The following is a 14,114-nucleotide window of genomic DNA, read 5'->3' as shown; positions in this document are numbered from 1 at the left end:
GGCCCAGGGCCAAGACGTGCGGTCACGCGGCCGGTCCGCACCGCACGCCCACGGCTCACTTCACTTTCGCCTCACTCCCCTGCGACCGAGCTGACGATCCGCTCGAAGAGGAACTCGTGCTTGAGGAAGGACACGTCGTACTCGTGCCCCGGATACGGCGGGATCAACTGGGCCGCCTGGAACAGGCGCCAACCGTCGAGGAGGGCCTCGACGCCCGTCTCGTACGGCGGTTCGTCGCTGTCTCCCGCGGTCGGGGTGGTGCGGCCGGTCCCGTCGTACCTCGACCAGCCGACGACCGGGGCGTCAAGGGCGGAGGTGGACAGGTACAGCACCAGCACCTGCTGTCGCGGGGCCGCGGCGGGCGGGGTCGCGGGCACGGTCATGCGGCGTCCTCCTGAGGGCGGTTGGCGACCCTGGTCACCCAGTGGTCGAGGTCGAAGGTGGCGTCGCCGGTGAGTTCGCGCCACAGCAGGATGCGCTGATACCGCTCCAGGCGGCCGGTCGCCTGCTCGTACCAAGGGAAATGCGCGTCGAGTTCGCGAAGGACCTGCGGATCGTCCAGGTCCGCCGTGTCCCACAGGAGCCGCTGCCGGACCACCGGGTTGAAGCGGATCTTGAACATGTACCGCAGGGTGTCGCTGTCGTTGCGGCGGCCTCCGTGCCAGAGCCCGTGGTGCAGGAACACCACGGTGCCCGCCGGGCAGACCAGGCGGTCCTGGCCGCGCAGGTTCTGGTAGCGGCCGGTGTCGGACTCGTTGGTGCGCCGCAGATGGCTGCCGGGCACGCTGAGCGTGCCGCCCATCTCCAGGGTCACCTGGTGCGGGTAGTACATGAGCTGGACGTCGAAGGCATCGGGCCGTACGTCGATGACGGCGTCGGCGTGCAGCGGCTGGGCCTCACCCCCGTGCGGCTCGCGAAGGTGCACGGCATGGTGGTCCACGTTCGGCTCCGGACCCACCAGGCTGCGCAACGCGCCTGCCACCTGGGGGAGTTCGAGCAAGCGGTGGACGAACGTCCCCTGCGGGAAGGCCCGTGAGACCGCAGTGCCGTACGGCACCGGCGGCACTCCCTCGGCGAGCACGTGCAGCGCCTCGGCGTTCATCTCGGGCGGGACCACCGCGTCGAGGCGCAGCGAGCCGCGGGCCACGAAGCGGGCCATCTGTGCCGAGGTGAGCAGCACCTCGCCCATGTCCTTTGTCTTCATGCGCAACACGCTAGGAGCGCCCGCCGAGAACCGCGTGGGCCAGGCTCACCGTCCACTGGTCGATTTTCACCGCGAGGCGGCACAGGCTCTCACGACGGCGGCAGCGGGAACGGACAGCGTGCCGGGCCGCGGCAGGCTGAACAGGCCGTAGCCGAACGCGGCGGGGGAGCGAGCTTCGGTGAGGAAGCGGCTGGGCCTCGGTCAGTCGATGCCTTCGACGATGCGGAAGTCGCGCTCGACGCCGTCGGAGAGGGCGGCCAGCACCTCCTGGTAGGCCGCGCTCTCGTGCGCCGCGACGGCCTGCTGGAAGCTGTCGAACTCGACGAGGACGGTGCGCTCGGCGATTCCGGCGTCGTGCGCCACGACTCGAAGGCCGCGGGTGAGGACCCGACCGCCCCCGGCCTTGACGGCCGGGCCGGCCAGCTTGTTGTAGGCGGCCAGCTTCTCAGGGTCTGAAACGGTGCGGTAGGCGCTGACCCAGTAGCCCTTGGGCATGGAACCTCCAGTGTCGGGACGTGTGTATCCGGCTTACGGGTTGGTCTCGGACGAGCGTCGGCGGGTGGGGGCGAGGCTTCCTCGGCGTCGAGAGCGGGCAGGTGATGGGGGCTGACTGACGGACGCCGGTTTCAGCGCCCCCACGGCAGCCAGAGGGGCTGCTCTTCCGGGGGCGCCGGGCGCCGTCGAACACCCGCCAGGGAAGCACTGGACCGGCCGAAGTGTGTCCCGGTGCCAGTTCGGGTTCGTCGAGAAACGCGCCCTCAGGCATCCCGAGTGCTCCCACACCGGTGTCGCCGGCTCTGATCTTGCCGCAGCCACCCAGCACCAGGGTCACGCCGGCCAGGCTCACGACACCGGCGAGCCTCCCCCATGTGTTCTCATCCTTCTACGCTACTGAACTCCACTGTGTGGTGGTGGAGTTGCCGAGACGGTCGGCGTTGCCGACGTGGTGGGCGTTGCCGAAGTGGCGAGCGTCGGCGCAACGGGAGCAGCGTGCCGACGGTAGCCATGAGGTCGGCCGCTCCCGTCAACGGCCGATCGCCCGGCCTCCCCCGCAGGGAGAGACCGGGCGATCGGTGCGGGGCGGGTCAGCTGGTCGTCAGGGACGTGTCGTCCACGACGAAGCTGGTCTGGAGGGAGGAGTCCTCCACGCCGTTGAACTTCAGGGTGACCGTCTGGCCCGCCAGCGAGGACAGGTCGAAGGTCTTGTGCACGTAACCGGAGGCGGCGTCGAGGTTCGAGTAGCTCGCCAGGGTCTTCGAACCGGCGGTGACCGTCAGCTTGTCGTACGCGACGCTGCTGGTGGTCTCCGAGGTGTCGATGTGCAGGTAGAACCCGAGCGTGGCCGTGCAGCCCGCGGGGATCGTCACCGACTGGGAGAGCGTGTCGGTGTGCGAGGAGCCGTAGCCGTCGAGCCACGCGTAGTACGAGCCGCTGCGCGGGGACTCACCGCTGGAGTTGGTGATGACACCGCTGGTGGCGTTCCAGCCGGTGTTGCCCGACTCGAAGCCGGAGTTGGCCAGCAGCTGCGACGAGCTGCACCCGCCGCTGGTACCGACGGTCCAGGTGAAGGACGTCGAGCCCGTGGCGCCGGTGGAGTCCTTCGCGGTGACGGTCACCTGGTAGGTGCCCGCGGTGGACGCCGTGCCGGAGATCAGTCCGGTGGAGCTGTTGATGGACAGGCCGGCCGGCAGGCCGGAGGCGCTGTAGGTCAGGGCGGCGCCCGCGCTGTCGCTCGCCTTGATCTGCAGGCTGACCGAGCTGCCCGTGGTGGTCGACTGGCTGCCCGGGTTGGTGACGGTCACCGTGTTCCCGCCGGTGCTGCCACCGGAGGTGAAGGCGGCGGTGCCGTTCGGCGTGCCCCAGCCGGTCGGGCCGTCGTAGCCGGTCTCGGCGTTGCAGAAGTACGCGGTGGAGCAGGAGCCGTTGCTGCCGCTCGTCACGTCGTTCAGGTTGCCGGTGTGCTGGTACGGGTACTTCGCCGGGTAGTCGTTCGAGCCCGGGGTGCCCGCGAGGGCGTAGACGCCGGCGACGATCGGCGAGGAGGCGCTGGTGCCGCCGTAGACCGCCCAGCCGGAGCCGCCGTAGGTGTCGTAGACCGCGACGCCGGTGGCCGGGTCGGCGACGGCGGAGACGTCGGCCTCCATGCGCCTGGAGCAGCCGCTGTCGGTCTGCCAGCTCGGCTTGGGGTCGTAGGAGGAGCAGCCGGAGCCGGTGCCCTCGGTGGAGCTGGTGTGCCACACCGACTCGCTCCAGCCACGGGAGTTGGAGGAGGTGGTGAGGGCGGTGCCGCCGACGGCGGTCACGTACTGGGAGGTCGCGGGGTACTCGGCACCGTAGGCGGAGTCACCGGCGGAGACGGTGATCGCGACGCCCGGGTGGTCGAAGTACTGCGCGTCCTGGCTGGTCTGCGAGGAGGACTCGCCGCCGCCCCAGCTGTTGGAGATGAACTTGGCGCCGAGCGCGACGGCTTCGTTCTCGGCGGCGCCGAGGTCGGCCATGCTGGCGGAGTTCGCCTCGACGAGGATGATGTTGCAGTTCGGGCAGACCGCGCTGACCATGTCGACGTCGAGCATCTCCTCGCCGGCCCAGCCGCTGTCGTTGGTCGGCAGCGAGGTGGTGGAGCCGGTCTGGCTGACCTGCTTGAAGCAGCCGTTGGCCTTGGTGCACGACGACAGGCCGTACTGGGCGCGGTAAGTACCCAGGTCTGACTCGGCGTTGGGGTCGTTGTACGCGTCGACGATGGCGACCGTCATGCCCGAGCCGCCCGTCGTGGGCAGGTTGTAGGCGCTGTGCAGGTTGGCCGGGGAGAGACCGGAGGGGGCCGCGGCGGCGACCGCCGAGGCGAGCCGCTGCTCGATGTCGGTGCGGCGCTGGGCGAAGCAGGACGCGTGGCCCGGCTCGGCCGTGGAGCACAGGTGCTTCGTGTGGACCTTCTGACCGGCCTTGCCGGTCGAGTGGTAGGTCTGCCGCGAAGGAGCTGTCAGCGCTCGGCTGTTGTGCGCGGCCTTCGTGGAGTGCGGCGCGGCGGCCGGGGTCTGGGCTCCTGCGGTCGGTGCGGCGACGAGGCCGGCGACCGTGAGCGCGAGGGCGGGGAACGCTATGCCGACCAGTCTTCGCAGGCTTCGTCTGTGCCCGCTCGAACGTGACTCATGCATGGGGGGTACTGCCTCCGGTTGACGTGGGGTTTCGCACTGGATGGGCAGGCCCGTGACGTGCTTGACGATCCGTCAGCACAGTCATGAGCATGACATACCTACATGCCGAAGAACGCGACATGAAAGGTGAGAGGAACCTAGTGCGACGGCAGGTGTGACCGGCAGTACCCCGGCGAATTCTTTGCCCCTCCATAGGATGGGGTTGGCCACTTCATTAGAAGCCGCGAGGCCCTGCCGTGACGGCGTCCCGGACCGCCCGTCCGGGCAGCGACGGGACGGTGCGGTGGGCGCGGGCACGGCGGCGGCCACACGGCGCGGGGCCGCGGGGCGGACGAAGTCGACGTATGTGGACCGGACGAGCCGCTCCCCGTCCAGGGACACGGTGTCGCGCGCGACGAGCGGGGGCGAGGCTCGCCTCCAGCGTGACCTTCTCGGCGCTCAAGTGGGCGACGGGTCGGCCCAGTACGTGGAGCGTGAGGCCCGCGGACGCCCGAGCCGCAGGGTGAGTCCGGCGCGCCATCGCGCCACCAGGAACCACCGCACGGCGGCGGCCGCGCCCTCGAACGTCGCTCGGGCCCGGACCTCGGCGGTCAGCGGCGGCAACCCGGCGGACGGCACGGCGAACGCCGAAGCGAAGGGGGCACCCGGGAGGGGTTCACGGGCGTGCGGCGGACGGTCGGCGCGTCGGGCGTCACGGCCATCACCTGGCGTCAGAGCGTCAGGGCGTCAGGGCGTCAGGGCGTCAGGGGTGCGTGATCGAGACCACGTAGATCATCGGATGGTCCGGGTTGGAGCGGTTGACGACGATCGTCTGGGTGGGTGCGGGGTCCTTCTGACGGTGCGTGAGGCCGTACCAGGGGCCCGGCCCCGTGAAGTCCCATCCGGCCACCTGGCGGTCCCGCTCCCCGATCGCGATGTCGTCGCGCTTGAGGTCCAAGGTGCTGCTGCCGATCGCGCCCAGATACTTCTCAAGGCCCGCGTTGCTCGTGAGGAACTGCGCGTACAGGCGGCTGACCTTGTAATTGTTGGTCTCGTAGTACGCGACGTTCCGGGTCCCGCCCGGAATCGGGACCTCGTACAGGCGGCGCTGCACCCTGGACGGCCAGCCGACGGTGAGGCCGGTCGCCGAGTACTTCGCCTCCTTGTCCTTGCCGCTGTCCCGGCTCTGGTTGGCCGAGATGACGAGATATCCGGCCGGAATGCCGACGAGCAGCACGATCGTCAGGAGTGTGAGGGCGCGGCGGCGGATCACGTGGCGGCGCGACGGCGGCTGTGGCGGCTGCTCGCCCGCGGCGGGCAACGGCTGGCTGGGCACGGTCATGGTGGTACGTCCTGTCACTTCCATCGGCCTCAGTCGCGGTCCGCCGCGCCGCCGGTCGAGCCGGTTCGGCTGAGGCCGCGCGCCTGGGCCGCGTAGCGCTCGTACCGCTCATGGCGCTCCACGCGGCGGCGCTTGGCGCGGCGGAAGCGGCGGGCGACCAGACGCGCCAGGTCCGCGGCGCCGACCATTCCGGCCTCCGGGCCCAGCTCGGCACGGGTGATACGGGCCTCCGGGCGGTAGCCGCGGCCGGTGAGGTGGCGCTTGAACGCGTCCCTGGCCGGGCCGATCAGCAGGTCGTCCGCTGCGCTGACCCCGCCGCCGATGACGAAGCAGGACGGGTCGAGAGCCGCGGCGAGGTTGGCGATACCGACGCCGAGCCACTGGCCGATGTCCTGGAGCAGCTCGACGCACATGGCGTCACCCTCACGGGCCAGCTCGGTGATGAGCGGCCCCGTGATGTCCTGGATGTTGCCGTGCACCCGGTCGATGATGTTGTACGCGACCGGAGAGTCCGCGGCGGCGAGCTCGCGGGCCTCCCTGACCAGCGCGTTTCCTGAGCTGTACTGCTCCCAGCAGCCTCGGTTGCCGCACGGGCAGCGGTGGCCGCCCGGCACGACCTGCATATGCCCGAACTCGCCCGCGACCCCGTACTTGCCCCGCTTGACCTGCCCGTCCTCCAGGATGGCGCCGCCGATGCCGGTACCGAGGGTGATCATGACGAGGTGGTCCTCGCCGCGGCCCGCGCCGAACCGCCACTCGGCCCAGGCGGCGGTGTTGGCGTCGTTGTCCACCATGACCGGGACCGCGAGGCGGCCGGAGAGGCGGTCGCGCAGCGGCTCGTCGCGCCAGGACAGGTGCGGGGCGAACAGGACGCGGTTGCGGTCCGCGTCGACCCAGCCGGCCGCGCCGATACCGACCGCGTGCACGTCGTGCCGGTCGGAGAGGTCGAGCACGAGTTCCACGATGGTGTCCTCGACGACCTTCGGGCTCTTCGACTTGTCCGGGGTCTCCGTGCGCAGCGTCTCCAGGATGGCGCCGTCCGCGTCGACGACGCCCGCCATCACCTTGGTGCCGCCGATGTCGATGCCGACCGTCGGCACGCGGGGCGCGGTCAGGTGCGAGCGGCGTTCCCGGGTGCCGACCGTCCGCAGGACGGTGGCCCGAGCGCTGCCGCGGTGCGCGAGGTCACGGTAGGTGCTCATTGCGGCGATTCTGCCTCACTCGGTGGTCGCGCCGCATGCCGGGTTTGCGGGGTGGCGCGGCGTGGCCGCGCCGCGGGTGGGGTGGTGCGGTCGTGTGCGCGGTGCCGGTGCGTCGTGGTTGCCGGCGCCCCGCGCTCCCAGGGGCGCGCGGAACCGCGCGACCAGCCGCGGACCACCCGCAGCCGCCGCACGGACCGCGGCGGGCTACTCGGTCGCGCCCCGCGGGTGCCCGCCCAGGTGCGTGGGGGCCGGGGCTCGCTCCAGTTCATGACGGAGGTCGTCCAGCTCACTGCCGCCCGCCATCTGGCGGGTCAGCTCGTCGAGGCTGATCTCCTCGCGCGTGTGGCTGCCGACCATGCCACCGCGCTTGAGCAGCACGAACCGGTTGCCGACGAGGTAGGCGTGGTGCGGATTGTGCGTGATCAGGACCACGCCGAGCCCCGCGTCGCGCGCGGCCGCCACGTACTTGAGGACCACGCCGGACTGCTTCACCCCGAGCGCCGCGGTCGGCTCGTCCAGGACGAGGACCTTCGCACCGAAGTAGACGGCTCGGGCGATGGCCACGGACTGGCGCTCGCCGCCGGAGAGCGTGCCGATGGGTTGGTCGACGTCGCGCAGGTCGATACCCATGCGGAGCAGCTCCTCACGGGTCGTGCGGCGCATGAGCTCGACGTCCAACCGCTTGAACGGCCCCGCGCCCTTCGTCGGCTCGGAGCCGAGGAAGAAGTTGCGCCACACCGGCATCAGCGGGACGACGGCCAAGTCCTGGAAGACCGTGGCGATGCCCCGCTCGAGGGCTTCGCGCGGACTGGCGAGTCTCGTCTGTTCGCCCTCGATCCGGAACGTGCCCGCGTCGTGCTGGTGCAGGCCCGCGATGATCTTGATGAGGGTCGACTTGCCCGCGCCGTTGTCGCCGAGCACACACGTGATCTCCCCGGCGTTGACGAGGAGCGAGACGTCCTCGAGGGCGCGGATGTTCCCGTAGTACTTGCTGACACCGTCCAGCTCGACGAGAGGGGTGTGGTCGTCGGTCATGTCGTCGCCTCCGCGCGCTTGCGCACCCACGCGTTGAGCAGGGCGGCCAGGAGCAGCATCGCCCCGAGGAAGAACTTGTACCAGTCCGGGTTCCACTCGGCGAAGACGATGCCCTTGTTGGCCATGCCGAAGATCAGCGCGCCGATCGCCGCGCCGACCGCGGAGCCGTAGCCGCCGGTGATGAGGCAGCCGCCGATGACGGCCGCGATGATGTAGATCAGCTCGTTGCCGACACCCTCGCCCGACTGCACGACGTCGTACGAGAAGAGCAGGTGCTGGCCCGAGACCCAGGCACCGAAACCGACGCCCGTGTAGAGGCCGATCTTGGTCTTGTCGACCGGGACGCCGACCGCGCGGGCGGCGTCGACGTCGCCGCCGACCGCGAAGATCCAGTTGCCGAGGCGGGTGCGCAGCAGGATCCAGGTGGCGATCAGGACCAGGACCAGCCACCACAAGATGGTGATCTTGAAGTCGACGCCACCGATCGTGAGGGTCGACGCGAAGACGACCCTGGCCGAGTCGAAGCCCTGCATGTCGGAGATCGACTTGGTCGACACCGTGCCGCTGATCAGCTTGGTGAAGCCGAGGTTCAGGCCGGTCAGCATCAGGAACGTGCCGAGCGTGATGATGAAGCTGGGGAGCCTGGTGCGGGTGAGCATGAAGCCGTTGAAGGCGCTGATGGCGACGGTGACCAGGAGCGAGACGCCCGCGCCGACCCAGGTGTTCGCCGTCATCTGGTAGCTGAACATCGACGAGATCAGCGCCGACGACGTGACCAGGACACCGGCCGACAGGTCGAACTCTCCGCCGATCATCAGCAGCGCGATCGGTACGGCCATGATGCCGATGGTCGACGACGCGTACAGGACGGTGGCGAGGCTGGATGCGTTGACGAAACTGTCCGCGAAGATCGCGAAGAACGCGAACACGGCGATGGCGCCGACGACCGAACCGAGCTCGGGGCGGCCGAGCAGCTTCTTCCAGACGGACGCGCTCAGCAGCCGCTCGTCGGCGGCGGCCTGCCTGGGCCGCCCGCCGGGCTGCTTGTCCGGCTGCCTCTCGGGAACCGTCGCGGTCATCGCGTCCCTCGCCTCGTGTACTGCTCCAGCTTGGCCGCCTGGTCCTTGGTGACGATCTGCGGGCCGGTGAGGACCGGCTTGCCGCCGCCCAGCATGTCGGCGTTGTACTTGTACAGCCACAGCAGGTCGACGGCCTCGTAGCCCTGAAGGTAGGGCTGCTGATCGACCGCGAAGCCGAGGTCCCCGCCCTCAAGGCCGGTGGCCACCTGCTCGTTCAGGTCGAACGTGTCGATCTCGGCCTTGCTGCCGGCGTCCTTCTTCGCCTTCACGGCGGTGGCGGCGAAGGGGGCGCCCAGCGTCACCACGGCGTCGATGGACTTGTCGGACTGGAGCTTGGCCTCGATGGCGGACTGCACGTCGGGCATGTTCGTGCCCTGCACGTACAGGTTCTCCATCGTCCCGTCGAACTTCGACCTCGCGCCCGCGCAGCGCTGCTCGTGGCCGACGTTGCCCTGCTCGTGCAGGACGCACAGGGCCTTCTTCCTGCCGCGCTTGGTCAGCTCCTCGCCGACGGCCTCGCCCGCGACCGTCTCGTCCTGGCCGATGTGGGTGAGCGCGCCGAACTTCCTGGACTCCTCCGAGCCCGAGTTCACGGTGATGACGGGGATGCCGGCCTTCTCGGCGCGGGCCACGGCCGCCTTCATGGCGTCCGGCTTGGCCAGCGTGACGATGATCCCGTCGACCTTCTTGTCGACGGCCGCGTCCACGAGCTGCGCCTGCTGGTTGGCCTGGTCGCTGTGGGAGTACAGGAAGTTGATGTTGTCCTTGACGGCCGCCTGCTTGGCGCCGCTCTGGACGATGTCCCAGAAGGTGTCGCCATCACCCGAGTGGGTGATCATCGCGACGGTCCAGCGCGGCGTGTTCACCGCGGCCTCGCCGCTCGCGGACCGGGCCGCCTTCCTGGCGTCCTCAGCCCGCTTGCCGCCGGTGCTGCTGCACCCCGCCAGCGTGAGGCCGAGCGCCCCCGCCACCGCGATGCTCACCCAGGTCCGAAACCGTGCCACGAGGCCGTGCCCTTCTTGGTCTGCTGTGTCGTACGCCGGGTCCGGCGGGGCCGGTCCCGGGGACCGTCCACCGGTCCGGGAGGACCGCTTTGCGGTCCCAAACGCACAAGTATGGGTCACGGGGATGCCACACGCGTTCACCGGGTGCCGCGCGCGGCGTCCTTCTCCGGCGCTCTCAGGCCGCCGGCCCCTGCCGCGCCGCGTCGACGTGCAGCCAGCACCGCGCCTCGTGCCCCGTCGGTCCGAGCGGCACCACGGGCGGACGCCGGGCGCAGCGGTCCGTGGCCAGCGGGCAGCGGGGCCGGAAGCGGCAGCCCTCGTCGGGCGGGGCGTGCCGTGAGGTCTCCCGCGGCTGCGCGGGCCGGGCTCGCCGGGCGGCGAGCCGGGCCGCCCGCGCCTCGCGCGCCCGCTCGCGGGAGCCCGCGGCGCCGGGGGCCGCGGAGGCCAGGAGCTGGGTGTACGGGTGCCGGGGGCGCAGGATGACGTCGTCGCTCGGGCCCCGCTCGACGATCTGGCCCCGGTACATGACCATCACGTCGGCCGCGAAGTGCCGGGCGGTGGCCAGATCGTGGGTGACGTAGAGGAGGGCGAGACGGCGTTCCCGCTTGAGCCGGTCGAGCAGGCCGAGGATCTCCAGGCGGATGGAGACGTCGAGCATGGAGACGGGCTCGTCGGCCAGCAGGACCGCCGGTTCCGGCGCCAGTGCCCTCGCGATGGCCACGCGCTGGCGCTGCCCGCCGGACAGTTCGTGGGGGCGTGCGCGGGCGATGTCGGCGGCCGGGGTGAGGTTGACCGCGTCCAGCAGCCGGGCGGCGCGCGCGTCGACGTCGGAGCGGGTCGCCCGGCCGCCGGCCAGGAGGGGGCGGCGCAGATGGTGGCCGACGGTGTGGGCGGGGTTGAGGGAGGCGAAGGGGTCCTGGAAGACCATCTGCACGGCCCGGCGGTAGGCGGCGTCGCGGGTGCGGTCGGCGCCGGCCAGCCTGACGTGTCCCGCGCTCGGCGCGACCAGGCGGGACAGCGCGCGCACGACGGTCGACTTGCCGCTGCCGCTCTCGCCGACCAGGGCCAGGGTGTGGCCGGGGTGCAAGGTGAAGGTGACGTCGTCGACGGCGCGCAGCGACGGGGCGCCTCGGCGTTTGAAGTCGACCGTGAGGTGGTCGACTTCGAGTGCGGCGGGGGTGGTCGTGCCGGTGGTCATGCCGGGCCTCCTCGTGTCTGGCCGGCCGACTCGGTGGGTACGGCCTGGCGGTCCGATGGATGATGGCGGGCCACATGGCACGCCGCCCACGACAGCCCCTCCCCCACCCGTTCCAGCTCCGGCCGCTGCGCACGGCAGCGCTCCACGACCGCCTCGCAGCGGTCCGCGAAGGCGCAGCCCGGCGTCGCCAGCCGCAGGTCCGGGGGCTGGCCCGGGATGCCGCGCAGGTCGCGGCGGTCCCCGGTGAGTGCGGGGAAGGAGCGCAGCAGACCCCGTGTGTAGGGGTGCAGGGCGCCGCCCTCGGCGATCCGTGCCGTGTCCGCGTACTCGACGATCCGGCCCGCGTACATCACGGCGAGCCGGTCGCTGATCTCCAGCAGCAGGTTCAGGTCGTGGGTGATGAAGATGACCGCGAAGCCGAGGCGCTCCCTCAACTCTTCGATCTCGTCGAGGATTTCGCGCTGTACGACGACGTCGAGGGCGGTCGTCGGTTCGTCCATGACGACGACGTCGGGGTCGAGGGCGAGCGCCATCGCGATGACGACGCGCTGGCGCATGCCGCCGGACAGCTCGTGCGGGTGGGAGCGCAGGCGGGACGGGTCGATGCCGACCATGTCGAGCAGTTCGCCCGCCTTGGCGCGGCGCTCGGTCGCCGTCATGGCGGGCCGGTGCGCCCGGAAGATGTCGTCGAACTGGCGGCCGACCGTCGTGACAGGGTTGAGCGCGTTCATGGCGCTCTGGAACACCATCGACAGGCGTGTCCAGCGCACCGCCCGCAGCGCTTCGCGGTCCAGCGCGTACAGGTCCTGGCCGTCGAGGGTGACGGTCCCGGCGGCCAGCCGCGCCGGCGGTTGCAGCAGCCGCGTCAGCGCGTACGCGAGGGTGGACTTTCCGCAGCCCGACTCGCCCGCGATGCCGAGGAGTTCGCCTCGGCGCAGCTCCACAGCGACGTCCCGGACGGCGTGGGTGGGTGTGCCCTCGCCCGTGTCGTAGACGACGTCGACGTGGTGCGCGGCCAGCAGGATGTCGTCGGTCATGGTCGGCGCCTCCTCGCGCGCAGGCGGGGGTCGAGGACCTCGTCGAGGCCGAAGCTGATCAGGGAGAGCGCGGCGCCGAGCACGGCGATGGCGAGGCCGGGCGGGATGAACCACCACCAGGCTCCGCCCGTCAGGGCATCGGCGTTCTGCGCGAAGTAGAGCATCGTGCCCCAGGTGAGGTTCGACGGGTCGTCCAGGCCGAGGAACGCCAGGGCGGCCTGGGTGAGCACCGCGAAGATCACGGCGAAGATGAACTGCGAGACGATGATGGCGAGTTCGTTGGGCAGGATCTCCACGAGGACGATCCGGCGGCGCGACTCCCCGTACAGGCGGGCGGCGAGCACGTAGTCCCTGGTCCGCAGGGAGAGCGTCTGGGCGCGCAGCACGCGGGCCGACGCCGCCCAGGTGGTGAGGGCGATGACGAGGATCGTGGCGCCGGTGCCCGCGCCGACGTAGGCCGCCACGACGATGACGAGCGGAAGCCCGGGGATGACGAGGAAGATGTTGCTCAGCAGGGACAGTGCCTCGTCCGTGAGGCCGCCCAGGAAGCCGCCGCCGATCCCGACGACGGCCGACACGGCGGTGGCGATCAGCGCGGACGTCGCGCCGATCAGCAGGGTGCCGCGTGCCGCCACCACGAACTGGGTGAACACGTCCTGACCGGTCTGCGTGGTGCCCAGCCAGTGGGCGGCGGACGGTGCCTGGCTCAGGTCCTGGCTGACGGCGTCCGGATCGCCCAGGAACAGCGGGCCGAGCGCCGCGGTGAGGGCGAGGACGGCGACGATGCCGAGCCCGGCGCGCAGCCGCCCCGACCGCAGCGCGGCGCGCAGCCTGCCGCCGCGCGCGGCCGCCGTGTCGTCGGGCGGCGCGGCGAGTGCGGTGGCCGTCGCCGTCATGAGGTGGCCTCCCGGGTGCGCGGGTCGACGAAGGAGTAGAGGAGGTCGACGAGGAAGTTCGCCACGAGTACCGCGAAGGTGATCATCAGGAAGATGGCCTGCATGAGGGGGTAGTCGTTGTTGGTGACGGCTTGCAGCAGCGTGTAGCCCATGCCGGGGTAGGAGAAGACGATCTCCATGACGAGGGAGCCGGAGACGATGAAGCCGAGCGTGATGGCGAACCCGGCGACCGACGGCAGCACGGCGTTGCGGGCCGCGTAGCGGACCATGACGGTGCGCGGCCGCAGGCCCTTGGCCTCGGCGGCGATGACGTAGTCCTCGGCGAGCGTCGACACCATCATGTTGCGCATGCCGAGCATCCAGCCGCCGACCGACGCGACGACGATGGTGATGGCGGGGAGTACTCCGTGCTGGACGGCCGAGACGACGAAGCGGGTGTTGAGGCCGATGGTGTACGTCTCGTCGTAGCCGCCGCTGGACGGGGCGAGGGCCCACACCTGGGTGCAGAGGTAGAGCAGGATCAGCGCGGCCCAGAAGTAGGGGACGGCGGCGAGGAACGTCGCGGACGGGACCAGCGCGTCCAGTCGCCCACCGCGCCGCCAGCCCGCCAGGGTGCCGAGCGTGATGCCGAGGGCGACGCTCAGCAGGGTGGCGAGGCCGACCAGGACGATCGTCCAGGGCACGGCGTGCGCGACGACGTCGCTCACCTTGGCCGGGTAGTAGGTGGTGGACAGGCCGAAGTCGAGGCGGGCCAGGGAGGACAGGTAGTCGCCGTACTGCTGGAGGAGGTTTCCGTGGCCCAGGCCCAGCATGGCGGCCATGGCCTTCTCCTGCCCCTCGGTGACCGGTCCGGACGCCGCCATGCGGGACATCATCAACTGGACCGGGTCGCCGGGGATGAGCCGGGGCAGGACGAAGTTGAGGGTGACCGCGATCCAGGCGGCGACCGCGTAGAAGCCGAGTTTGCGCAGCAGATGTCTCAC

The 14,114-nt window shown here is 71.0% G+C and carries 14 protein-coding genes; all 14 read right to left on the bottom strand.

The genetic code is table 11. The features are described from left to right. Positions 1–71: 71 nt before the first annotated feature. A complete protein-coding gene (locus OFY01_RS25380) occupies positions 72–383 on the bottom strand; it encodes a hypothetical protein (protein ID WP_266603634.1) in 312 nt (103 codons plus the stop codon). After that, positions 380–1,204 carry a phytanoyl-CoA dioxygenase family protein gene (locus tag OFY01_RS25375; protein WP_266603632.1) on the bottom strand — a complete coding sequence of 275 codons (825 nt, stop codon included), beginning with the start codon at positions 1,202–1,204 and terminating at the stop codon, positions 380–382. Before OFY01_RS25375 ends, OFY01_RS25380 begins: the two co-directional genes overlap by 4 nt. Positions 1,205–1,405: 201 nt before the next feature. Next, a complete protein-coding gene (locus OFY01_RS25370) occupies positions 1,406–1,699 on the bottom strand; it encodes a DUF1330 domain-containing protein (protein WP_266603630.1) in 294 nt (97 codons plus the stop codon). A gap of 590 nt (positions 1,700–2,289) precedes the next feature. Next, a complete protein-coding gene (locus OFY01_RS25365; protein WP_266603628.1) occupies positions 2,290–4,359 on the bottom strand; it encodes a putative Ig domain-containing protein in 2,070 nt (689 codons plus the stop codon). A gap of 438 nt (positions 4,360–4,797) precedes the next feature. Further along, the gene (locus OFY01_RS25360) at positions 4,798–4,977 is read right to left on the bottom strand and encodes a hypothetical protein (protein ID WP_266603626.1); all 180 of its coding nucleotides are present in this window, start codon (positions 4,975–4,977) and stop codon (positions 4,798–4,800) included. 124 nt (positions 4,978–5,101) lie between these two features. Next, on the bottom strand, positions 5,102–5,680 hold the full coding sequence (locus tag OFY01_RS25355; protein WP_266603624.1) for a sugar kinase: 579 nt from the start codon (positions 5,678–5,680) through the stop codon (positions 5,102–5,104). A 29-nt stretch (positions 5,681–5,709) separates the two neighbouring features. Continuing rightward, complete coding sequence (locus OFY01_RS25350) at positions 5,710–6,882, bottom strand: ROK family glucokinase (RefSeq protein WP_266603623.1); 1,173 nt, start codon at positions 6,880–6,882, stop codon at positions 5,710–5,712. A 204-nt stretch (positions 6,883–7,086) separates the two neighbouring features. Then, positions 7,087–7,917 carry an ATP-binding cassette domain-containing protein gene (locus OFY01_RS25345; RefSeq protein ID WP_266603621.1) on the bottom strand — a complete coding sequence of 277 codons (831 nt, stop codon included), beginning with the start codon at positions 7,915–7,917 and terminating at the stop codon, positions 7,087–7,089. Beyond that, positions 7,914–8,996, bottom strand: a complete 1,083-nt coding sequence (locus OFY01_RS25340; protein ID WP_266603619.1) for an ABC transporter permease — start codon at positions 8,994–8,996, stop codon at positions 7,914–7,916. Before OFY01_RS25340 ends, OFY01_RS25345 begins: the two co-directional genes overlap by 4 nt. After that, positions 8,993–10,000, bottom strand: a complete 1,008-nt coding sequence (locus OFY01_RS25335) for a sugar ABC transporter substrate-binding protein (RefSeq protein WP_266603617.1) — start codon at positions 9,998–10,000, stop codon at positions 8,993–8,995. Before OFY01_RS25335 ends, OFY01_RS25340 begins: the two co-directional genes overlap by 4 nt. A 175-nt stretch (positions 10,001–10,175) precedes the next feature. Further along, entirely contained in the window at positions 10,176–11,198 is a 1,023-nt protein-coding gene (locus OFY01_RS25330) for an ABC transporter ATP-binding protein (RefSeq protein ID WP_266603615.1), read from the bottom strand. Further along, positions 11,195–12,235: an ABC transporter ATP-binding protein gene (locus OFY01_RS25325; RefSeq protein ID WP_266603613.1), complete on the bottom strand. Its 1,041-nt coding sequence runs from the start codon at positions 12,233–12,235 to the stop codon at positions 11,195–11,197. Before OFY01_RS25325 ends, OFY01_RS25330 begins: the two co-directional genes overlap by 4 nt. Further along, on the bottom strand, positions 12,232–13,131 hold the full coding sequence (locus tag OFY01_RS25320; protein ID WP_266603611.1) for an ABC transporter permease: 900 nt from the start codon (positions 13,129–13,131) through the stop codon (positions 12,232–12,234). The genes OFY01_RS25325 and OFY01_RS25320 overlap by 4 nt, the downstream gene beginning before the upstream one ends. Continuing rightward, on the bottom strand, positions 13,128–14,114 hold the full coding sequence (locus OFY01_RS25315) for an ABC transporter permease (RefSeq protein WP_266603692.1): 987 nt from the start codon (positions 14,112–14,114) through the stop codon (positions 13,128–13,130). Before OFY01_RS25315 ends, OFY01_RS25320 begins: the two co-directional genes overlap by 4 nt.

Source organism: Streptomyces beihaiensis (genome assembly GCF_026274175.1).
GTDB classification, from domain to species: Bacteria; Actinomycetota; Actinomycetes; order Streptomycetales; family Streptomycetaceae; genus Streptomyces; species Streptomyces beihaiensis.
Note: the sequence above shows the minus strand (reverse complement) of the source record. Positions and strands in the feature narration are given on the sequence as shown.